Annotated in this window: 18 protein-coding genes; 10 read left to right on the top strand and 8 right to left on the bottom strand. The window is 72.9% G+C overall.

What is annotated here, in order from left to right; all coding sequences use genetic code 11:
- The first annotated feature begins 42 nt into the window (after nt 1-42).
- Genes GA0070623_RS00250 through GA0070623_RS00220 form a run of 7 tightly spaced genes read left to right on the top strand, consistent with a single transcriptional unit; the run spans nt 43 to nt 5,509 of the window.
- On the top strand, nt 43-702 hold the full coding sequence (locus GA0070623_RS00250; protein WP_067301545.1) for a glycosyltransferase family 2 protein: 660 nt from the start codon (nt 43-45) through the stop codon (nt 700-702).
- Nucleotides 699-1,454 (top strand): TIGR04282 family arsenosugar biosynthesis glycosyltransferase, encoded by a 756-nt coding sequence (locus GA0070623_RS00245; protein WP_084261015.1) that lies wholly within the window; start codon nt 699-701, stop codon nt 1,452-1,454. The genes GA0070623_RS00250 and GA0070623_RS00245 overlap by 4 nt, the downstream gene beginning before the upstream one ends.
- Entirely contained in the window at nt 1,451-2,092 is a 642-nt protein-coding gene (locus GA0070623_RS00240) for an SAM-dependent methyltransferase (RefSeq protein ID WP_067301548.1), read from the top strand. Before GA0070623_RS00245 ends, GA0070623_RS00240 begins: the two co-directional genes overlap by 4 nt.
- Nucleotides 2,089-3,303: a molybdopterin-dependent oxidoreductase gene (locus GA0070623_RS00235; RefSeq protein ID WP_231932605.1), complete on the top strand. Its 1,215-nt coding sequence runs from the start codon at nt 2,089-2,091 to the stop codon at nt 3,301-3,303. Before GA0070623_RS00240 ends, GA0070623_RS00235 begins: the two co-directional genes overlap by 4 nt.
- Nucleotides 3,300-3,764: a hypothetical protein gene (locus tag GA0070623_RS00230; RefSeq protein ID WP_067301551.1), complete on the top strand. Its 465-nt coding sequence runs from the start codon at nt 3,300-3,302 to the stop codon at nt 3,762-3,764. The genes GA0070623_RS00235 and GA0070623_RS00230 overlap by 4 nt, the downstream gene beginning before the upstream one ends.
- A 9-nt stretch (nt 3,765-3,773) precedes the next feature.
- Entirely contained in the window at nt 3,774-4,484 is a 711-nt protein-coding gene (locus tag GA0070623_RS00225) for a response regulator transcription factor (RefSeq protein WP_067301554.1), read from the top strand.
- Complete coding sequence (locus GA0070623_RS00220; RefSeq protein WP_067301556.1) at nt 4,481-5,509, top strand: sensor histidine kinase; 1,029 nt, start codon at nt 4,481-4,483, stop codon at nt 5,507-5,509. The genes GA0070623_RS00225 and GA0070623_RS00220 overlap by 4 nt, the downstream gene beginning before the upstream one ends.
- 192 nt (nt 5,510-5,701) lie before the next feature.
- On the opposite strand, the gene GA0070623_RS00215 is transcribed toward GA0070623_RS00220, so the two are convergent.
- Nucleotides 5,702-7,246: an RICIN domain-containing protein gene (locus tag GA0070623_RS00215; protein ID WP_084261018.1), complete on the bottom strand. Its 1,545-nt coding sequence runs from the start codon at nt 7,244-7,246 to the stop codon at nt 5,702-5,704.
- A gap of 273 nt (nt 7,247-7,519) precedes the next feature.
- Nucleotides 7,520-7,894: a UBP-type zinc finger domain-containing protein gene (locus tag GA0070623_RS00210; protein ID WP_067301562.1), complete on the bottom strand. Its 375-nt coding sequence runs from the start codon at nt 7,892-7,894 to the stop codon at nt 7,520-7,522.
- Between the two features lie 140 nt (nt 7,895-8,034).
- Between GA0070623_RS00210 and GA0070623_RS00205 the strand changes: the two genes are divergently transcribed.
- Nucleotides 8,035-8,760 (top strand): alpha/beta fold hydrolase, encoded by a 726-nt coding sequence (locus GA0070623_RS00205; RefSeq protein WP_067301565.1) that lies wholly within the window; start codon nt 8,035-8,037, stop codon nt 8,758-8,760.
- Nucleotides 8,761-8,778: 18 nt separating this feature from the next.
- Here the strand turns inward: GA0070623_RS00205 and abc-f are convergent, their stop codons facing one another.
- Together abc-f and GA0070623_RS00195 are read right to left on the bottom strand one after the other, a co-directional pair.
- Complete coding sequence (gene abc-f, locus GA0070623_RS00200; protein WP_067301703.1) at nt 8,779-10,410, bottom strand: ribosomal protection-like ABC-F family protein; 1,632 nt, start codon at nt 10,408-10,410, stop codon at nt 8,779-8,781.
- Nucleotides 10,411-10,736: 326 nt separating this feature from the next.
- Nucleotides 10,737-11,156, bottom strand: coding sequence for a hypothetical protein (locus GA0070623_RS00195; RefSeq protein WP_157517430.1), 420 nt, complete (start codon nt 11,154-11,156; stop codon nt 10,737-10,739).
- Nucleotides 11,157-11,620: 464 nt separating this feature from the next.
- Between GA0070623_RS00195 and GA0070623_RS00190 the strand changes: the two genes are divergently transcribed.
- A complete protein-coding gene (locus GA0070623_RS00190) occupies nt 11,621-12,199 on the top strand; it encodes a hypothetical protein (RefSeq protein ID WP_067301570.1) in 579 nt (192 codons plus the stop codon).
- 314 nt (nt 12,200-12,513) lie between these two features.
- Nucleotides 12,514-13,116, top strand: coding sequence for a lytic polysaccharide monooxygenase auxiliary activity family 9 protein (locus GA0070623_RS00185; protein WP_084261019.1), 603 nt, complete (start codon nt 12,514-12,516; stop codon nt 13,114-13,116).
- Nucleotides 13,117-13,224: 108 nt separating this feature from the next.
- Here GA0070623_RS00185 and GA0070623_RS00180 read toward each other — a convergent pair whose 3' ends face one another.
- The 4 genes from GA0070623_RS00180 to GA0070623_RS00165 all read right to left on the bottom strand — a co-directional run bounded on the left by GA0070623_RS00180 (nt 13,225) and on the right by GA0070623_RS00165 (nt 19,073).
- Nucleotides 13,225-13,626: a hypothetical protein gene (locus GA0070623_RS00180; protein ID WP_067301576.1), complete on the bottom strand. Its 402-nt coding sequence runs from the start codon at nt 13,624-13,626 to the stop codon at nt 13,225-13,227.
- A 133-nt stretch (nt 13,627-13,759) separates the two neighbouring features.
- Entirely contained in the window at nt 13,760-15,094 is a 1,335-nt protein-coding gene (locus tag GA0070623_RS00175; RefSeq protein ID WP_067301579.1) for a hypothetical protein, read from the bottom strand.
- A complete protein-coding gene (locus tag GA0070623_RS00170) occupies nt 15,091-15,633 on the bottom strand; it encodes a hypothetical protein (protein WP_067301581.1) in 543 nt (180 codons plus the stop codon). Before GA0070623_RS00170 ends, GA0070623_RS00175 begins: the two co-directional genes overlap by 4 nt.
- 290 nt (nt 15,634-15,923) lie before the next feature.
- Entirely contained in the window at nt 15,924-19,073 is a 3,150-nt protein-coding gene (locus GA0070623_RS00165) for an AfsR/SARP family transcriptional regulator (protein WP_172898348.1), read from the bottom strand.
- Nucleotides 19,074-19,511 lie beyond the last annotated feature (438 nt).

Raw genomic sequence — 19,511 nt, 5'->3', positions numbered from 1 at the left:
CGGTAAGGATTTCCGGGCGGATCCTGTCCTACCGTCCGCAGCATGACCGATGTGGTTCTTCCCTGCCGCAACGAGGCGCCGGCCCTGCCCGATCTGCTGGCCCGGATGCCGGCCGGCTACCGGCCGATCGTGGTGGACAACGGCTCCACCGACGACTCGGCGGCGGTCGCCCGCGCCTGCGGCGCCGAGGTGATCAGCGTGGCCGAACCCGGGTACGGCGCGGCCGTGCACGCCGGGGTCCTGGCGGCCGACCCCGACGACGGGGTGGTGTGCGTCATGGACGCCGACGGGTCCTTCGACCCGGCGCAGCTGCCCCGGCTGGTCGGCCCGGTCGCCGTCGGCGAGGCGGAGCTGGGCACCGGGCGACGTCGCCCGACCGCCCCCGGGGTGTGGCCGCTGCACGCCCGCGCCGCCAACGCCTTCCTGGCCCACCGGCTGCGCCGCACGACCGGCCTCGACATCCACGACATCGGGCCGATCCGGGCCGTCCGCCGGGACGACCTGCTGGCGCTGGGGTTGCGGGACCGCCGCTTCGGCTATCCGCTGGAGCTGCTGATCGCGGCCGGTCGGGCCGGCTGGCGGGTGGTCGAGGTCGACGTCGACTACCACCCCCGGGCGGCCGGCACCCGGTCGAAGGTCACCGGAACCCTGCTCGGCACCGCCCGCGCGGTCCGGGACATGGGCGCGGTGCTGGCCCGGTGAGCGTCCCCCAGGTGCTGGTGCTGGCCAAGAAGCCGGAGCCGGGCCGGGTCAAGACCCGGCTCTGCCCGCCCTGCACCCCCGAACAGGCGGCCCGGGTCGCCGCAGCCGCCCTCGCCGACACCCTCGCCACCGTCGGCGCGGCCACGGCCGGCGGGCGGATCCTGGTCGTCGACGGTGACCATCCGGCCCCGCCGGGCTGGAACCGGCTCGCCCAGCGGGGCGGCCCGCTCGGCGAGCGGCTCGCCGCCGCGTTCGCCGACACCCGCGTGGCGGGCACCGCCACCCTGCTGATCGGCATGGACACCCCGCAGCTCACCGTCGGTCAGCTCGACACGGCGGTACGGCTGCTCGGCGCGACGGACGGGCCGGACGCGGTGCTCGGACCGGCCGACGACGGCGGGTGGTGGACGCTGGGCCTGCGCGACCCCGCGCACGCCGAGGTCCTGCGTACGATCCCGACCTCGGTGGCGGACACCGGCCGGCTCACCCTGGCCGCGTTGCGCCGCCGCGGCCTGCGGGTCCACCTGCTACCCCGCCTACGCGACGTGGACACCGCGGCCGACGCGCACGCGGTGGCCGCCGGATGCCCGGCCACCAGCAGGTTCGCCGCCGCCGTCGCGGCTCACGTACCGACCACCGCGGCAGCGGCCCACATGCCGACCGCCGCCGTGGCGGCTGCCCCTGTCGCCGCCACCGTGCCGACCGCCGCCGTGGCGGCCGGTGTGCCGTCACCCACGGCGGTCGCCCGGTGAGCGCCGTCGCGGTCTTCGACGCGGTGTTCGACCGGGCCGCCTCGGGCGTGCCCGCCGCCTTCACGGCCCGGCACCCGAGCGGCGGGGTGCTCCGGTTCGACCCGGCCGTCTGGTGCCGGGACGCCACCGCCGGGGACGCCACGCTGCTCGCCCGCTGCACCGGCCCCACCCTCGACGTCGGCTGCGGCCCCGGCCGGCTCACCGGCGCGCTGCTCGCCGCCGGCCTACCGGCCCTCGGTATCGACGTCAGCGCCATCGCGGTCCGGCTGGCCCGGGGGCGGGGCGCGGTCGCGCTGCGACGGGACGTGTTCGGCCCGGTGCCGGGGGCCGGGCGCTGGCGGCACCTGCTGCTGGCCGACGGGAACATCGGCATCGGCGGTGACCCGCACCGGCTGCTGCGCCGCTGCCGCCGGCTGCTGGCGGCCGACGGTCACCTGCACGCCGAGCTGGCGCCACCGGGCACCCCCGCCTGGTCCGGCACGGCCACGGTGCAGACCCCGGGCGGCACCGGCAGCCCGCTGCCCTGGGCCTGCGTACCCCTCGACGACCTCCCCGCGCTGGCCGGGGCCACGGCGCTGCGGGTGCGCGACACCTGGACGGAGGCGGGGCGGTGGTTCGCCACCCTCAGCCCCGGGTGACCGGCCGGTCGGCCGGGTCGCGGCGGCTCACCGACTGGTGGCGGGCATCGTTGCCGGCGCCGCCGGAGGCCCTGCGGCGCGGGCCGCTGCGCCCCGACGGGTTTCCCTCCCGGGCGCGGTCGAGCCGGCTGACCAGCCAACTCGGCGTCGCGCTCGGTGTCACGTTCGCCGTCTGCTTCCTCACCGGGCTGCTCAGCCACCTGGCCCTGGACCCGCCGGGCTGGTTCGGGTGGCCGGCCCGCCCGGTGGGGCTGTACCGGTTCACCCAGGGCCTGCACGTCGCGACCGGCCTGGCCACGGTGCCGCTGCTCGGGGCCAAGCTGTGGTCGGTCTACCCGCACCTGTTCCGCTGGCCGCCGGTCCGGTCGATCGCCCACGCGGTCGAACGCGCCAGCGTCGCCGTGCTGGTCGCCGCGGCGCTGTTCCAGGTGGTCGGCGGGGTGCTGAACATCTCCCGCTGGTACGCGCCGATGCCGTACTTCTTCACCGCCGGGCACTACTGGGTGGCGTGGCTGGCGGTCGGCGCGCTGCTGGCACACGTCGGCGTCCAACTGCCGGCCGTCCGCGCCGCGCTCACCCGTCCCACCGACGAGCCGCCGGCCGACCGGCTCAGCCGGCGCGGCCTGCTCGGCGGGGTCGCCGCCGCGGCCGGGCTGGTCACCCTGACCACGGTCGGGCAGACCGTCCGGCCGCTGTCCGGGCTGGCGGTGCTCGCCCCCCGCCGGCCGGACGTCGGGCCGCAGGGGCTGCCGGTCAACCGGACCGCGCAGCGCGCCGGGGTGGCCGCCCTGGCGCTGGACCCGGCGTACCGGCTGGTGGTCACCGGTCCGGCCGGGCAGGTCGCGCTGGACCTCGCTGCCCTGCACGGGTTGGAGCAGCACACCGCACGGCTGCCGATCGCCTGTGTGGAGGGGTGGAGCGCCACCGGGCGGTGGAGCGGCGTACCCCTGCGTGACCTGGTCGCCCTCGTGGGTGGCGACCCGGAGAGGGCGACCGTCGTCGTCGAGTCGCTGGAGGCGGCCGGCCGGTACCGCACGTCGACCGTCGGGCCGGCGCACGTACGTGACCCGCTGACCCTGGTCGCCCTGCGGTTGGGCGGCGAGCCCCTGCACCTCGACCACGGCTACCCCGCCCGTCTGATCGCCCCGAACCGGCCCGGCGTGCTGCAGACCAAGTGGCTCGGCCGGATCACCGTCCGGGAGACGCCGTGAGGATCCGGGTGGCCCTGGTCGCGGTCGGCCTGCTGACCATGGGGTACGCCGTGGTGGGCGCGCTGGCCGACCCCGAGCTGTCGCCGGCCGGGGTGCTGCTCTTCCTGGCCGGTGTGCTGGTCGGGCACGATCTCGTCTGGATGCTCGGGCTGTCGGCCGTCGGCGCGCTGCTCGCCCGGTTCGTCCCGCACCGCCACCGTCCACTGGCCCGGATCGCCGCGATCAGCGCCGCCACGGTCACCGTCGTGGCGTTGCCGCTCGTGCTCGGCTTCGGCCGGTCCCCGGACAACCCCTCGGCGTTGCCGCTGCCGTACGGTCGGAACCTCGCCGTGGTGCTGCTGCTCGTCGTCGCCGCGACGGTGCTGTCGTGGCTGTGGCGGGACCGGCGACACCGGCTGCGGGCAGGCGGTAAGGATTCCGAAAGACCAGGCGGGAGCGGCCCGCCACCGGCCGGTCGGTAGCTTACCGGGATGGGACATCGGGTGTTGGTGGTCGACGACGACCCCACGGTCAGCGACGTCGTCCGGCGCTACCTGGAACAGGACGGCTGCGAGGTCCGGCTGGCCGCCGACGGGGCCGCCGGCCTCGCCGCGATCGCCGCGCACCGGCCCGACCTCGTGGTGCTCGACCTGATGATGCCCGGGATCAACGGCCTCGACGTGTGTCGCCGCATCCGTCGGCAGCTACCCGACCTGCCGGTGATCATGCTGACCGCCCTCGGCGAGGAGGCCGACCGGGTGCTGGGGCTGGAGGTCGGCGCGGACGACTACATGACCAAGCCGTTCTCGCCCCGGGAACTCGTGCTCCGGATCCGTTCGGTGCTGCGGCGTACCACCGGGCCCGCCACCGGTCCGGCGGGTCTCGGCCGGCTCGTCGACGCGGAACTCGCCGTCGACGTCGCCCGGCGCGTGGCCGAGCTGGACGGGGTGCCGCTGTCGCTGACCGTCCGGGAGTTCGACCTGCTGGTCTTCCTGATGCGCCACCCGGGGCGGGCCTGGTCCCGCGCCGACCTGCTGGACAAGGTGTGGGGCTGGCAGTTCGGCGACCAGTCGACGGTCACCGTCCACGTCCGGCGGCTGCGCGAGAAGATCGAGAAGGAGCCGGCCGAACCGCGGCGGATCTGCACCGTGTGGGGTGTCGGCTACCGCTACGACCCCCTCGACCAGGGCGGCGACCGGTGAGGGACATGCTGCTCATCGGGCTCTACGCGCTCGTCGCCGGAGGGGTCGTCGGGCTGGCCGGGGCCGGGATGCTCCGGCTGCTGCGGGGCCGCTCGATCCTGGTGCACGTGCTGGTGCTGCTCACCGTCACCGTGCTCGCCGTGGTGGTCGGCGTCGCCACCGTCGCCCGGGCCATGTTCCTGTCCCCGCACGACCTGTGGGTCGTCCTGGTCACTGTGAGCGCCTCCGCGGTGATCAGCCTCGCCGTCGGTGCCGTCTTCGGCAGCCGGCTGGCCGCCTCCGCCGTCTGGGCGCAGGCGGCCCGGGACCGGGAGCGACGGCTGGAGGCGGGACGGCGGGAACTGGTCGCCTGGGTGTCGCACGACCTGCGTACCCCGCTGGCCGGGCTGCGGGCGATGGCCGAAGCCCTCGAGGACCGGATCATCGACGACCCGGCCACCGTCGCCGAGTACCACCGCCGGATCCGGGTGGAGAGCGACCGGATGGCGCAACTCGTCGACGACCTGTTCGAGCTGTCCCGGATCCACGCCGGTGCGCTGCGGCTCGTCCCCACCACCGTGCCGCTGCGCGACATCGTGTCCGACGCGATCGCCGCTGTCGCGCCGCTCGCCGCCGGCCGGCGGATCCGGCTGGTCGCCGCGGACAGCGGCTGGCCCTCCGTCCGCGCCGGGGAACGCGAACTCGCCCGGGTGGTCAGCAACCTGCTGGTCAACTCCGTCCGGTACACCCCGGAGGACGGCACCGTGCACATCGCCGCCGGTCACGAGCGCGACAGCGTGTGGTTGGCCGTCTCCGACACCTGCGGTGGCATCCCCGAGCAGGATCTGGAGCGGGTATTCGACGTCGCCTTCCGGGGCGAGCGGGCCCGCACGCCGGGCGCGGCCGGCTCCGGTGGTGGCGGCGGGCTCGGCCTGGCGATCGTGCGGGGGCTCGTCGAGGCCCACGGCGGCCGGGTCGACGTGCGCAACACCGTGCGGGGCTGCCAGTTCGAGGTACGGCTACCCGTGCCGACGGGCCGGTCGTGAGGCGCGGACAGATGGGGTCCTGACGTCCGACGTGTCCCCATGGCGGGGCGGCCCGCCGCGTACCGTGCCGGTCGTCGCGGCGCGACCGGTCGGCACCGTCGCCCACCGTTACCGGTCGATACCGCGACCGGTCGGCGCCGTCGCCACCGGCCGGGTTCCGAACCCCGGCCGGTGGATCCGTGGCCCCGGTGGTCAGACGGCCGTACGCGACCACTGCTGGTTGGCGCCGGTGTTGCAGGTGTACTGCTTGAGCACCTGGCCGTCGGCGGTCGACGAGGCCGGCACGTCCACGCACTTGTTGCTGTGCCGGGCCCGCAGCTGGAAGTAGCTGCCGTTGGTGACCAGCTGGAACTGCTGGTTGGTGCCGCTGCCGCAGGTGTACTGGATGAGTTCGGCACCGTCGGCGGTGGAGGCGCTGGTCACGTCGAGGCACTTTCCGCTGTGCCGGCTGACGATGCGCCAGTAGCCGCCGCCGGCGTCGGTGAACTGCCACTGCTGCCAGGCGTTGCCGGCGTAGGTGTACTGCCCGACCCGCGCGCCGTTGTCGGTGTTCGGCTGCTGGACGTCCATCGCCTTGCCGCTGTGCCGCACGGTGACCCGGTAGTACGTCCCCGTCGACGGCGGAGGCGTCGTCGGTTCGTTGCCGACGGTGTCGCCCCACCCGTAGCGGACCCGGTCGGCGCCGGAGGTGTTACGGATGCTCAGGTTGAGGTCGGTGCCGCTGCCGCTGAGCGCGTACATCGAGTACCAGTCGTAGCCGATGGTGCCGGGCTTGCCGCCGAGGGCGGGCCAGTACGTGCCGCCCATCTGGTTGTCCCGCATCACCTGGGCCATGGCCCGGATGTGCCGGACGAAGTTGTCGGTGCTGTTCGCGTCGGCGTAGTTGCGGCCGTCGTTCATCGGCGCACCCCACTCGGTGGCCACGGCGCGGGAGGCGCAGTTGCCCAGGCGGGCCTGGATGTGGCTGCGGAAGGCGTCGTAGCTCATCTCGCTGTAGAAGAACGCGTAGTGGTGGAACGAGAGCAGCGTCGCGTTGAACCGGCTGTCGTTGCAGACGTCCCGCAGGTCCTGGCTGAAGCCGGTGCCGCCGATGAGCACCCGGCCGGGCACCGCCGAGTAGTGGTAGCTGAGCCAGTCGGCCGCGACGTTGCGCCATTCCGCCGAGCTGTAACCGTGCGGCTCGTTCATCGGTTCGAAGTAGACGTTGGGGTTGGTGCCGTACGTGTTGGTCACCGTGGACCACATCGCGTTCCAGGCGGCGAGGTTGGTGATCCGTCCACCGGAGGCCGCGCCGTCCTCCCAGTACGCAAGGATGACCTTGAACCCGCGGGCGGTGGCGGCGTCGATGGCCCCCCGGTAGGCCTCCCACCAGGCCGTCCCCACGGTGTGGGTGTTGACGGGCAGCCGGACGGTGTTGACCCCCATGGTGGCGGCCATGTCGTCGTAGAGGGCGTTGGCCTTGGCCCGTACCGTCGCGTTGCTGTCGGAGGCGCTCAGGCCCTGCACGACGAGCGGACCCTTGCTGAAGTTGTCCCCCAGCACGGCCCAGTTCATACCCCGGAACTGGCTGGTGGCGGCGGTGGCCGGCGGGGACGCGACGACGACGCTGCCGGTCAGCACGGTCAGCACGGCCGCCAGGGTGACCAGCAACCGGCGTGCCGACCGGGTACGCGGGGGCGTTGACCGGGAAGCCCCGGAGGTCGGGGTCGCTGCTGGTCGGCGTGGGACCACGGTCATGCTGCCCTCCCGGGACAATCGTCGATGTTATCGCTAACACGGCTGCGGCATGTGCAGCCCCCGAGCCCGCAGCCCCGGCCTGGTCGACGTGCCCTGCGAGCCGCCGTGGCCTGCGTCCCACCGCAGTGGGAAACATGTGTTCTGGTTGTTACAGGCGCATTGCAGACAAGTGTTAGCGATCGCATCTGGGGTGTCAAGGCATCGACGATGCTCAGCACCGGGTCCGCCGTCGGCCCCGGCCGCACCGTGGCGGTGGGGCCGACGGCGGACGGGTCAGTGCAACCGCAGCCGCCAGTCGGCCGGCACCCGCCCCCGGGGGCCGGGGACGGGCTGGTCCAACGGACGCGAGGACGGGGCGGCCAACTCCGGCCCGTCGGTGTGCAACCGCTTCTCGGAGTAGTCCCAGAACCACGACTCACCGGGCTCGAAACTGCGGACCATCGGATGCCCGGTCGCGGCAGCGTGCGCCGTCGCGTGCTGGCCCGGCGAGGAGTCGCAGCAGCCCACGTGGCCGCAGCCCGTACAGCGACGCAGGTGGACCCACCACCCCTCGGAGGCGTCGCACTCGACGCAGCCCGGTCCGCTCGGCGGCACGGTCGGGTCGATCGCCGCCCCGGTGACGGCTGGTTCCTCGGGGTGGTCACTCACAGTGGGCTCCTCTCGGTCGCGGCGGCTCCGCGCCGCCGGCTACCCCGGTCGGGTGAGCCGGTCGGTCGACGGACGGGGTGGTGCGCCGATGACCCGACAATAGGGTCGACACCCGCACCAGCGCCCGGAGGCGATCCGCGATGTCCATCACCACCGCACGGCCCGGCAGGCCGACGGTCGTCCTCGTCCACGGGGCCTTCGCCGAGTCGGCGAGCTGGGACGGCGTGATCGCCGGGCTGATCGACGCCGGATATCCCGCCGTGGCCCTGGCCAACCCGCTGCGCGGGGTCCGGCACGACGCCGACCACCTGCGTGCCGTGCTCACCGGGATCGAGGGTCCGGTCGTCCTCGTCGGGCACTCGTACGGCGGGATGGTGATCTCCAACGTGCCCACTGCGGGCACCGGCGTGACCGCGCTGGTCTACGTCGGGGCCTTCGCCCCCGAGCCCGGGGAGAGCGCCGCCGACCTGGCCGGACGTTTCCCCGGCAGCTCGCTGGGCGAGACGCTGGCCACCGTCGCCCTCCCCGGCGGGGGCACCGACCTCTACATCCGGCAGGACCGCTACCACCACCAGTTCGCCGCCGACTCGACCGCGCAGCGGGCCGCCGTGATGGCGGTGACCCAGCGGCCGATCACCGGGGCCGCCCTGAACGAACCCTCCGGCGAGCCCGCCTGGCGGTCGCTGCCGTCCTGGTTCCTGTTCGGCAGCGAGGACCTCAACATCCCGGTCGCGGCCCACCGGTTCATGGCCGAGCGGGCGGGCTCCCGGCGCACGGTGGAGCTGCCCGGTGGTTCGCACACCGTGGCCATCCCGGAGGCCGCCCAGCTCGTCGCCCTCATCCGGGAGGCCGCCGACGCCACCTGACGCCCACCCGCCGGCGGGTCAGCGCGGCCCGTCGGACCCGGTGAGCCGGCCGTCGGCCAGCCGGAGCCAGCGGCGCACGGTGATCCCGGCCAGGAACCGTTCGTCGTGGCTGACGACGACGAACGCCCCCCGGTACGCCAGCAGCGCGCTCTCCAGCTGCGCGACGCTGGTCAGGTCCAGGTTGTTGGTGGGCTCGTCGAGCAGCAGCAACTGCGGCGCGGGCTCCGCGAACAGCACGCAGGCCAGCGTGGCGCGCAGCAGCTCGCCACCGGAGAGCACGCCGACCGGCAACCGGGCGCGGTCGCCCCGGAACAGGAACCGGGCCAGCAGGTTCATCCGGTCCGCCGCGGTCCGCGCCGGTGCGGAGGCGGCGAAGTTCTCGACGACCGTGCGGTCCGGGTCGAGCAGGTCGAGGCGCTGCGACAGGTACGCCACCCGCCCCGGTGCCCGGGTGACCGTGCCGGCGACGGGATCCTGGTCACCGGCGATCAACCGCAGCAGGGTGGACTTCCCCGCGCCGTTGGGACCGGTCAGGGCGATCCGCTCGGGGCCACGGATGTGCAGGTCCACACCGTCGCCGTCGAAGACCGACCGGCCGCCGTACCCCGCCTGGAGGCCCTCGCCACGGAACACGGTCCGGCCGGCGGGCACCGCCGGGTCGGGCAGGTCGACCACCAGGTGGTCGTCGCGCCGGGCGGCGTCGCTCGCCTGGTCCAGCCGGGCCTGGGCGTCGCGCGCCCGCGCGGTGTGCACGTCGTTGGCCCTGGCCGCCGACACCTGCGCGTCCCGCTGGAGTTTGCCGGCGACGATCCGGGCCAGCCCCGCGTCGGCCAGGTTCCGTGAGGCGGTGGAGGCCCGGCGGGCCGCCCGTTCGCGGGCCTGCTGGAGTTCACGCCGCTGCCGCTTCACGTCCTGCTCGGCCTGGCGTACCTGCCGGTCGGCGACCTCCCGCTCGGCCCGTACCGCCTGCTCGTACGCGGTGAAGCTGCCGCCGTACCAGCGGATCTCACCGTGGTCCAGGACGGCGATGCGGTCCATCTCGTCCAGCAGCGCCCGGTCGTGGCTGACCACGAGCAGGCACCCCGTCCAGGAGCGCAGCACCGCGGTCAGCCGCGCCCGCGCCGCGCGGTCGAGGTTGTTGGTCGGCTCGTCCAGCAGCAGCACGTCGGGCCGTCTGAGCAGCTCGGCGGCGAGGCCGAGGGACACCACCTGCCCGCCGCTGAGGGTGCCGAGCCGCCGGTCCAACCCGACGTCGGCCAGCCCGAGACGGTCGAGTTCGACCCGGGTCCGTTCCTCGACGTCCCAGTCGTCGCCGACGGTGGTGAAGTGCTCCTCGGCGACGTCCCCGGCCTCGATGGCGTGCAGCGCGGCGACGACACGGTCGACCCCGAGCACACCGGCGACCGTCTGGTCCCGGGCGAAGGGCAGGTGCTGGGGCAGATAGCCCAGCACACCCTCGACGGTGACGCTGCCCCCGGTCGGGCGCAGCTCACCGGCGATCAACCGCAGCAGGGTCGACTTGCCGGCGCCGTTGGCCGCGACCAGGCCGGTACGGCCGCCGGGCACGGAGAACGACAGGTCGGTGAAGACCGGGGTGTCGTCCGGCCAGGAAAAGGACAGGGCAGAGCTGACGACATGACTGTCGGACATGAGGACCTCGGAGGACAGGCGAACCGGGCGGACCTCCGCCACCCGGCGACGGGCACGCGACGACCGGGGCGGTGCACCGGCGCGACCTGTGCCGCATCGGTCACCGCTGTCGGTGCTCACCCGGAGATGTCGTCGTCACCTGCCACGATCCGCTCCCCTCCGCGAAGGCCTCCACCCTAGCCCACCACCCCGACGCCGACGACCGGTTACCCGGCGTGCCCAGGGACACCGGCCCTCGCCGCCGGCCGGTGGTGCCCGCCGGGAGGTCTCCCAGCGCTCCGCGGGGGCCGACGGGCACGCCCGCCGACCCCCGCGCACGCCGACCGCTACCCGTGGGCCGGCCGGATGCCCGTGTGGAAGTTGTAGACCGCCCCATTACGGGTGAGCGTGAGGTTCCACTTCCCGCCGTTCTTGAGCACCACCGGGTTGGCGGTCGGATACCGCTGGAGGAACCAGTCCTCCAGCCGCTGCCCGTCCGCGGCGGTGAGCAGCCCGAGCTCCCCCACCTCGGCCGCCCGGTGCGGCTCCGGGTTGCACCCGGCGTTGAACCGGTAACTGGTGTCCCGGTTCCACCGGCCGCAGCCGAGCATGGTGACCGTGACCGGGCCGGACTCCTTGAAGGCCAGCTGCGGGACCGGAGGATCGGCGACGACCACGTCGGGTGGCGTCTCCAGGGAGGGGAAGGGCACCGCCACCGTCTCGATGACGCCCTGCGACGCCCAGTTGAAGTCGACCTCGAACGACATGACCATCCCCTGTCCGCAGCGCCACGCCCGCCGGCCTGTCGCGGCGGCGCGTCGACGTGACCCATCATCGACCGGAACCGACCACGGGCAGCGCACACTGTCCGTGCCTGGACACTGGCGGTCAGCTGACAGCGCGGGCCGAACCCATACCGACGCCTGTCAATGTTGCCAAGCGTATCCAGACGTGTTGGAATAGCTCATATCGCCGCGGCACGGGGGCAACCGTGCCGACCACGGCCAGCACGGGAGCATCGCAGCGCCGGCAGCGCGCCGCCTCGGTCGGCGCTCGCACGCCACGTCGCCGGGCCATCGCCATGAGACGGGCACCATGGCGGGCGGGACCGCCTTCCGCCATGCCGCGCCCCGGCACGTGTCTCCGCCGGCCGACGCGCTCCACCCCTGCCGGCGGGCGTCCGATCCAGTCGGCCAGCGCACCAGAACCGGCGACGAGGTGAGAAGCGATCATGATTTCCCCAGAGAGTTCCGCGGGGTGGTACCGGCACCGCCTGGTGTGGGTGGCGGTGATCCTGCTGGCGGTGTCGGCCGGCACGGTCTTCCTGGCCAGGCGGGCCGGCCCGGAGACGGAGCCGGCGGACCTGCAGGCGCAGATCGTCGCCCGGATGCGTACCACACTCGAACAGGCGGACCCGGGTGAGCACCAGCACGCCGGGCACGGCGCCCAGCAGGGCGGCACCGAGGAGAAGGCGCCGGTGATCTGCGGGGTCCGGGTCTACGGCTACGAGCCCGAGGCGGCCACCGCGCTCGCCGACGTGCGGAAGGTCTACGGCTTCCACCTGTGCGGCATCGCCGAACAGAAGCGCCCCTGGGACGTGGCGGTGAAGCTGGCCGGGCCGGTGATCATGGACATGTCCACCGATCCCCCGGGCATCCAGGTGGTCGAGGCGACCGAGGGGGTCCGGTTCGTCGACCGGCTGCGGGAGATGTTCCCGGCCAGGTACGCCACGGTGGCGCAGCAGGAGGCGCTGACCGCCCCGGAGATGGCCGACCAGCGCCGCCGGTACGACACCGCGGCCGGGTTCTGACCCCACCGGCCGGGCCGGGTGGCACTTCCCCGACCGGCCGCCGGTCCGCACCACGACGGCGCGGTGACCGCCGTCCTGCGTACGTGCCGTCCCACCAGCGATCCGGCGATCTCGGACAGGTCGCTCCACATCCGACTAAACATTGATCAACGTTGATATTTACTGCAATAGATGCAACAGTGGGTCCGGAAGCGTTCGCAGCCCAATGTTTCCTACCGAGGAATGGAGGATGAACAGTGCGTTCACACAGCTCCGACCAATCCGGTGGACGGCCCCGGTCCACCGTCCGCCGGTCCCTCCAGGCGCTCGTCCTGATGTTCGCCATGGTTGTCGGCACGCTGCCCGCCATCGGGGCGGCCCAGGCCCACGGCACCGTCATCAACCCGGCGACCCGCGCCTACCAGTGCTGGAAGACCTGGGGCAGCCAGCACACCAACCCCGCCATGCAGCAGCAGGACCCGATGTGCTGGCAGGCCTTCCAGGCCAACCCGGACACCATGTGGAACTGGATGAGCCAGCTGCGTGACGGCCTGGCCGGCCAGTACCAGCCCAGCACCCCGGACGGGCAGCTGTGCAGCAACGCCCTGTCCAGGAACAACTCGCTGAACCAGCCCGGGGCGTGGAAGGCGACCACCGTCAGCCGTAACCTGACCGTCCAGATGTACGACCAGGCCAGCCACGGCGCCGACTTCTTCCGGGTCTACGTCACCAAGCAGGGGTTCAACTCCGCCACCCAGCGGCTCGGGTGGGGCAACCTCGACCTGATCACGACGACCGGACGTTACGCGCCGGCACAGAACATCTCGTTCAACGTCTCGATCCCGTCGTCGCGGAGCGGCAACCACATCCTGTTCTTCATCTGGAAGGCGTCCCACGCGGACCAGACCTACATGTGGTGCAGCGACATCAAGATCTGACCGGCATCCGGCACCACCACCGCGGCCCAGGACGGCGACGTCCTGGGCCGCCGCCGCTCCCCCGACGGGGTGGTGGTGCCGACGCCACCCGACGACGCGAGGCGCTCCTCAGCGGTCAGCCGGATCCGCTGTCAGCAGCCGCTCGATGGCCGCCTTCCGCCGGTTCACCACGCCGGCGAAGTTGACCAGGAAGCCGAGGTAGACGACGGTTTCCGAGGCCCACATCGCCACCTCGGAGCCGCCGCCCGGACGGGGTTCGACGGTGATCGACATCGTGATGCCGCCACGAACTCCCCGCCGGCGCATGTTGATCGTTCCCGGTCCGGCGGCCGTCGTCCACAGCACGGCCCGGGGACCGCCGAACGCGCCACGGACGATCTGCGCCGCCTCCGCGGGGGGACACGCGGACGCGACAGTCGTCGTCGCTACCGCCCGCTGTGTCTCGATGAACTGCCAGACGATGACGCCGACCACGCCGGCGACGAATGCGAAGCAGAAGAAGCCCTCCATGCCGGCCCCTGACGGACCGCTGCGCCAGGCCACGGCCGGCGACGAACCCCGCCGACCTGGCGGCGGGCGTCGCGCAGGCCGCCGGCAGGACCAGGACCGGGTCGGCTGTCGACGCGGCGCGACCCGGAGGCGCTCAGGAGGGGAAACCCGGCGGACGGGGCCACTGCTCCGCCTCGGGGTCGGGCCGGTAACCCGGCGTCGGCCCGACGGGCGGCAGTGCCTCGGCGGGCTTCGGCCCCGGGCCGGAGACCGCCGGCACGGCCGCCCTGGGCCGCCAGACCTGATCCCCGCCGACCAGAGCACGGAAGTCGAACTGACACGTCGGGCAGGTGCGCAGCGCGGTCTCGGCCCGGCGGTCACCGCACCGCTGGCAGTACGTCACCACCGTCTCGTCGGCGTCCATCCCCTGGCAGCGGGGACAGGCGAATGTCGGACCCCTGTCCTGGAGCTGCACCAGTCGACCGGCGAGCACGTAGGGCGTGACCAGTCCGCTGATGCCGCTGGCCAGCTCCCGGGTACGCCGGGTGCGCTCCTGCCGGCGTTCCAGCTCCGGATTGGTGACCTTCTCCAACCGGCAGGTGGTGCAGGTGCGCAGGGTCCGCACCGGCAGCAGGCCGCGCAGCCGGGCCTGCTGGTGCAGGAAGGTCACCACCGGCACGTCCGCCGGTTCGACGGTGATCCGGTCGGTTCCACCCGCCGCGAGGCGTTCCTCGACCCGGAACACCAGCGACTGCACCTGCCCGACCAGCTTCGGCGGCATCCCGCCCGGCCGGCTGACGATCAGCGTGCCGACCATCAACATGCCGTCGGCCAGTTCGGCGGGGACCTCGGCGACCGCGTCGGCCGTCTCGAAGGCGAAGACCGCGCCGCCGCCGGCACGGGTGACCACCGCCCGCCGGGGGGCCTGTCCGTCGCCGTCGAGCAGCCGTCCCGCGTGCCGGGAGAGCACCGCCTGCGCCCGGTTGGCCAGCCCGGCGGCGTGCTGCATCACCGCGACGTCACCGGGGCCCGTCTGCCGCCACCACGGGGCGAACGAGGTCGCCGCCGCCGGGTCGAGCCGGGCGAGGACGGCGTCGAACGTGCTCAGCACGGACTCGAAGAGGCTGACGTACACCGAGGTCACGCCCCAGCTCCGGCCCAGCCTGCCCGGCCAGCGGTCGACCAGCAGCACGCCCACCCGTACCCCTGGGCCGTCAGCCTCCAGGGTGATCCGCAGCAGGACCGGCACCTGCGTGGGCGAGAGCGTGACGCCACCGAGGCGGGAGCCGCGTACCGCCTCCAGGAGGCTGAGCTGCTCGGTACTCAGCGTGAAGGCGAGCTCGCGGAGACCGCGCAGCAGCTGCTGGCGGGCCAGGCTCGGCGGGGCGCCGAGTCGTCGCTCCGCGCCGGCCGCCAGCCGGCCGGGCTCCAGCCCGGCCGGGACGGCCGGCGGCAGGGCACCGGGTCCACCGGCGTCGGCCCAGCTCATTCCGCCACGTCGTAGGAGGCGCTGGTGTCGAAGCTGGACACGGCGGAGTCGTAGCAGGTGCCGGCGTCGTAGCTGCCCGCGTCGTAGGAGGTCGCGTCGTAGGAGGTCGCGTCGTAGGAGGTCGCGTCGTAGGAGGTGCCGGTCGGCGCGGTGCCGCTGGTGGCCCAGTCGACCTCGGCGGCGGCGGTCTCCAGGTGGTCGACCGCGGCGTCGGCGTAGTCGGTGGAGGCGGTGTAGTTGTCCCCGGCGATGTCGGCATGGTCGGCCGCCCGTGCCATGGCGCTCTCGGCGATCTCGACGTTGCCGGCCGCGGCGTTCTCCACCGCGTAGTCGGCCCAGTCCTGGGCGGAGTCGGCCCAGTCGTCGCCGCTGTCCGCGTGCCAGTTCGACCAGTCCTGGTCGCCGACGGCCCCGCCGATCTCAGCCTCCACGACCGACGCCGCCGGTTCCGGCAGCGCCGCCACCGCCCCGGCCGGGGTGGTGTCCACGATCGGCGTGTCGGCGGCCAGAAAATCGCCCCAGTCCGAGTCGGCACCCATGCTCTGATTCCCCAGATTCTGCTGAACGTCGCGGTCAGCGGCCGTCGTCCGGAGGTTCCGGACGGATGCCGAGCACTGTGCCACGACCGCGCCGGGGACCGCGCGGCCGTGGGACCGGAGGCCGGAGCGATCCGCCGAGGTCACGGCCGGTTCCGGTAGCGAATGGGGGCTGGTGTCGACATGCCGACAGATTCCCGCCGACGTCGCCCGTCGGTCACCGACCCCGGACGCCCCCGCGTCGACCTGCCGCAGGCACCCTGCGGAGACGGCGGACGGGCGGTCGGCGTCGGTCAGCGCGTTTCGGCGGGGTCACCGCCTGGTCGGCCCCCGACGGGCACCCCCGCCGCCCTGTCGCGTCGCTGGTGTGACACCAGCGCGGCGGGCGGGGGTCGCCGCGCGGCCTCCAGCGCGGCGGCGGCACGCCGTTCCAGGCTGCGGTAACCGGCTCGGCGGGTCATCTCCAGTGCACGGCCGGCCCAATCGGCCGCCTCGCCGAGACGGCCGGTCCGGACGAACAGCACCGCCGATCCGATCAGGGCCTCCGCCTCCGGGCGCAGCGACCCGGCCTGCTGGGCGCTGATCCGGGCCTGCTCGAAGTGGGTGAGGGCCGCCGGGTCGTCGCCCTGGAGTGCCCATGCCTGCCCGATCGCGTTGTGGGCGTCGGCGGCGATCTGCCGGTCGTCGAGTTCCCTGCTCAGTTCGAAGGCCTTGGCCGCGGTGGCGAGCGCGGCCCGGCCCTCACCACCCTCGGCCCGTACCCGACTCAGCTCGATCAGGGCGGTCGCCTCGCCGTAACGGTCGCCGATGCCACGATGGATCTCCAGACCGTCGCTGATCAGGCTGGTGGCGGCGGTCAGGTGGCCCAGTTCCCGGCGGACCCCGCCCAGCGCGGTCAGTACGCCCGCCTGTCCGGTCGGCGACTTCAGCATCCGGTAGCGAACCAGCGCGGCGGTGAGGTAGTCGATCGCTTCCGGCAGCTTGCCCATCCGCCGGTAGGTGTCGCCGAGGTTGTTGAGGTTGACCGCGATGCCGGCGAGGCTGTTGTTGGCCTCGTTGGCGTGCAGAGCCTGCATGAAGTGCGCGACGGCCGCGTCCAGCTCGCCGAGATCGCTGTAGACGATGCCCAGGTTGCACAGCGCCGCCGTGTGCCCCTCCGACCAGCCGGCCTGCTCGCTCAGCGCCAGGGCCTGGCGAAGGTGGGTGATGGACTTGGCGTAGCGCGTGATGCTGTGGCAGGCCTGGGCGAGGCTGTGATGCGCCGCAGCCTGCCCGATCGCGCTGTCCTCGGCGCACGCGGCGGCCAGGCCCGCCTCGGCGATCGTGAACCAGTCGTGCATGTACTGGCGCAGCGCGAGGTATCCCCGCAGCGTGTCGGCGAGCATCCAGATCAACGGGCGTGTCTCGCTGTCAGTGACACCCTTGGCGAGCGCCACGAGGTTGGGTCGTTCGTTGTCCAGCCAGCCCAGTGCCGCCTGGTGGTCGTCGAGCGGGATGACCGGCACGCCGCGTGGTGGATCGGGGAGCCGCAGCCGGAACATCTGTGGGTACAGCTGACGGGCGGCGGCGTCCGCCGTGTGCAGGTAGTGGTCCAGCAGTCGACGGAGGGCGGCGCGCCGCGTCTCGGGGGTGATCTCGATCTGCGCCTGTCTCCTGGCGTACAGGCGCAGCAGGTCGTGGTAGGTGAACCGGCCGGGGCTGCGCTCGTCCAGCAGATGACTGCCGACCAACTGCTCGAGGAGAAGCTCCGCCGTGGCGGTGGTGTCCCCCAGCAGCGCGGCCGCCGCGGACACGGAGATGTCGTGTCCGGGCGCGACACCGAGCAGGCAGAACATGGTGCGTGCCCGGGCCGGCAGCATGCGGTACGACAGATCGAACGCGACGCCCACCATGCTGCGCTCGTCGTCACCCGTGGACAGCAGGTCGAGCCGGTTGTCGACGTTCAGTCTGTCGATGTACTGCTCGACGGACTGCCCCGGCCGGTCGGCGATCGTCGCGGCCGCGATACGCATGGCGAGCGGCAGGTAGGCGCAGGCGGCGGCCAGTGCCCCGATGGTCTCCGGCCTGGTGCTCCGGGCCTGGGTGCCGAGCAGGTGATGGAACATGGTGGTCGCGTCGTCGGGGGTCAGCACGTCGAGTTGCAGCCGGTACGCCCCGTCCAGGGCCACCAGCCCGCGGAGCCGGTTCCGGCTCGTGACCAGGACCATGCATCCGGGCGCCGCCGGAAGCAGTGGACGGACGTCGCCCACCGCGGCCACGTTGTCGATCACCACGAGCACCCGGCGGTCGGCCAGCAGCGATCGGTACAGCGCGGAGAGTTCGTCGACCCCCAGCGGAATGGTGTGCATCGGTGCCCCGAGGACCCGGACGAACTGGGCGAGGGCCTCCGCGGGACGGACCGGCACCCGATTGGCGTACCCGTACATGTTGATATAGAGCTGACCGTCGGGAAAAAGGTGACGGACCCGGTGTGCCCAGTGCGTCGCGAGCGCGGTCTTGCCGACACCGGCCGACCCGGAGATCACCACGCGGACTCCCCCCGGTCCGGCACCCGCCGCCAGGTGGCTGTCGAGTTCGGCCAGCCGCTCGGTGCGGCCGACGAAGACCGCCGCGTCGACAGGCAACTGTGCCGGCACGGAGGAGGTGACCGCCCTCGCCGGTTCGCTGCTCTCCGGAACCGGTAGCTGAGCGCCCTGGGTGCGGAAGCGGGACCGCAGCATCGACACGTGCAGTTCGTTCAACTCGGGGCCCGGTTCGACACCGAGGACGTCCAGGAAGTGCTCACGGGTCCGGGCGTACCAGTTGATCGCCTCGGCGCTGCGGCTCGCCGCCCGCAGCGCCCGCATCAGTTCCGCGACGATGGACTCGGCCAGCGGATTCTCCATGGTCAGGGCGGTCAGCGTGTCGATCACGACGTCCGGGTGACCGTTGCCCGTCTCCAGTTTCGCCCATTCGACGGCAGCGGTCAGCCGTTGCTGTCCCCACGTTTCGCGCGTACGGCTCACCCAGTGGCCGGAGAGGTCGGCCATGGCGGGGCCACGCCACAGCGATAAAGCTCGACCGAGTAAAGCCGCCCTACGTCCCTGGTCAGGTTCGCTTCGCGCCCGTTCGACGAGGCTCAAGAAATTGCGGACGTCGATGATGTCGGGCGATGCTTCGAGTGTGTAACCCTGCGATGTTCGTGATATCATCACCGCATTGGATTTGTCCACCTTCGCCAGTAGTCGGCGAATCCGGGAGATGTGGGCGTACAGCGCGTTGCGCACGGCGGAAGGCGGGCGTTCCCAGACCCGATCAACGAGGCTGTCGACCGAGACGACCTGCCCGGCATGAGACACGAGCACGGCCAGCACCAGCCGCTGTTTAACCGGCCCGAGGACGAGCGGCACCCCGTCTACCAGCACTTTTACTGTGCCGAGCAGGCGAAAATCCCAATCGGCCATAGCGCCACCACCCTCCCGCCCACGCCCCCGTACGAGCTTGGGTCGGTGTCGTCGAGTTGGCCGGACCACGGCGTCAAATAGCAGCTGGCCAATGGACATGGCACGCCCATTCTGGCCCAAGCCTCCACCGAAAACAAGGCACCGACAAGACATCAGCAGATTTCTCGGCCCCGCGGCGGGTCACGCTGTCAGGCTCCGGCAGGGCTGCCCGCCGACACGAATAACACCCGTTCCATAGGCTGGGAAACTGATTTACTCAGGAGATCGGTGCTGATTTACGCGGGTCAGTTCTCGGGAGTTTTTGGGCCAATAGCATAATTTGATCCGCCGGCCCGGGGGCGCGCTGCGCGCGGTGCCCCCGTCGTCGCTCCCGTTCGGGGTGGCGTGGGCAGGTCGTCGACCGCGGACGTGTCTGGGTCGCCCGGCTCACGATGGCCG

This window comes from Micromonospora rifamycinica, from assembly GCF_900090265.1.
Lineage (GTDB): Bacteria > Actinomycetota > Actinomycetes > Mycobacteriales > Micromonosporaceae > Micromonospora > Micromonospora rifamycinica.
This window is presented reverse-complemented; position numbering and strand designations above follow the sequence as displayed.

Bases quoted from the DNA above. Each gene is read 5' to 3' on its own strand.
- GA0070623_RS00250 (WP_067301545.1), top strand. From the start codon at position 43: ATGACCGATGTGGTTCTTCCCTGCCGCAACGAGGCGCCGGCCCTGCCC.
- GA0070623_RS00225 (WP_067301554.1), top strand. From the start codon at position 3,774: ATGGGACATCGGGTGTTGGTGGTCGACGACGACCCCACGGTCAGCGAC.
- GA0070623_RS00215 (WP_084261018.1), bottom strand. From the start codon at position 7,246: ATGACCGTGGTCCCACGCCGACCAGCAGCGACCCCGACCTCCGGGGCT.
- GA0070623_RS00205 (WP_067301565.1), top strand. From the start codon at position 8,035: ATGTCCATCACCACCGCACGGCCCGGCAGGCCGACGGTCGTCCTCGTC.
- abc-f (WP_067301703.1), bottom strand. From the start codon at position 10,410: ATGTCCGACAGTCATGTCGTCAGCTCTGCCCTGTCCTTTTCCTGGCCG.
- GA0070623_RS00195 (WP_157517430.1), bottom strand. From the start codon at position 11,156: ATGTCGTTCGAGGTCGACTTCAACTGGGCGTCGCAGGGCGTCATCGAG.
- GA0070623_RS00190 (WP_067301570.1), top strand. From the start codon at position 11,621: ATGATTTCCCCAGAGAGTTCCGCGGGGTGGTACCGGCACCGCCTGGTG.
- GA0070623_RS00185 (WP_084261019.1), top strand. From the start codon at position 12,514: ATGTTCGCCATGGTTGTCGGCACGCTGCCCGCCATCGGGGCGGCCCAG.
- GA0070623_RS00180 (WP_067301576.1), bottom strand. From the start codon at position 13,626: ATGGAGGGCTTCTTCTGCTTCGCATTCGTCGCCGGCGTGGTCGGCGTC.
- GA0070623_RS00175 (WP_067301579.1), bottom strand. From the start codon at position 15,094: ATGAGCTGGGCCGACGCCGGTGGACCCGGTGCCCTGCCGCCGGCCGTC.
- GA0070623_RS00170 (WP_067301581.1), bottom strand. From the start codon at position 15,633: ATGGGTGCCGACTCGGACTGGGGCGATTTTCTGGCCGCCGACACGCCG.
- GA0070623_RS00165 (WP_172898348.1), bottom strand. From the start codon at position 19,073: ATGGCCGATTGGGATTTTCGCCTGCTCGGCACAGTAAAAGTGCTGGTA.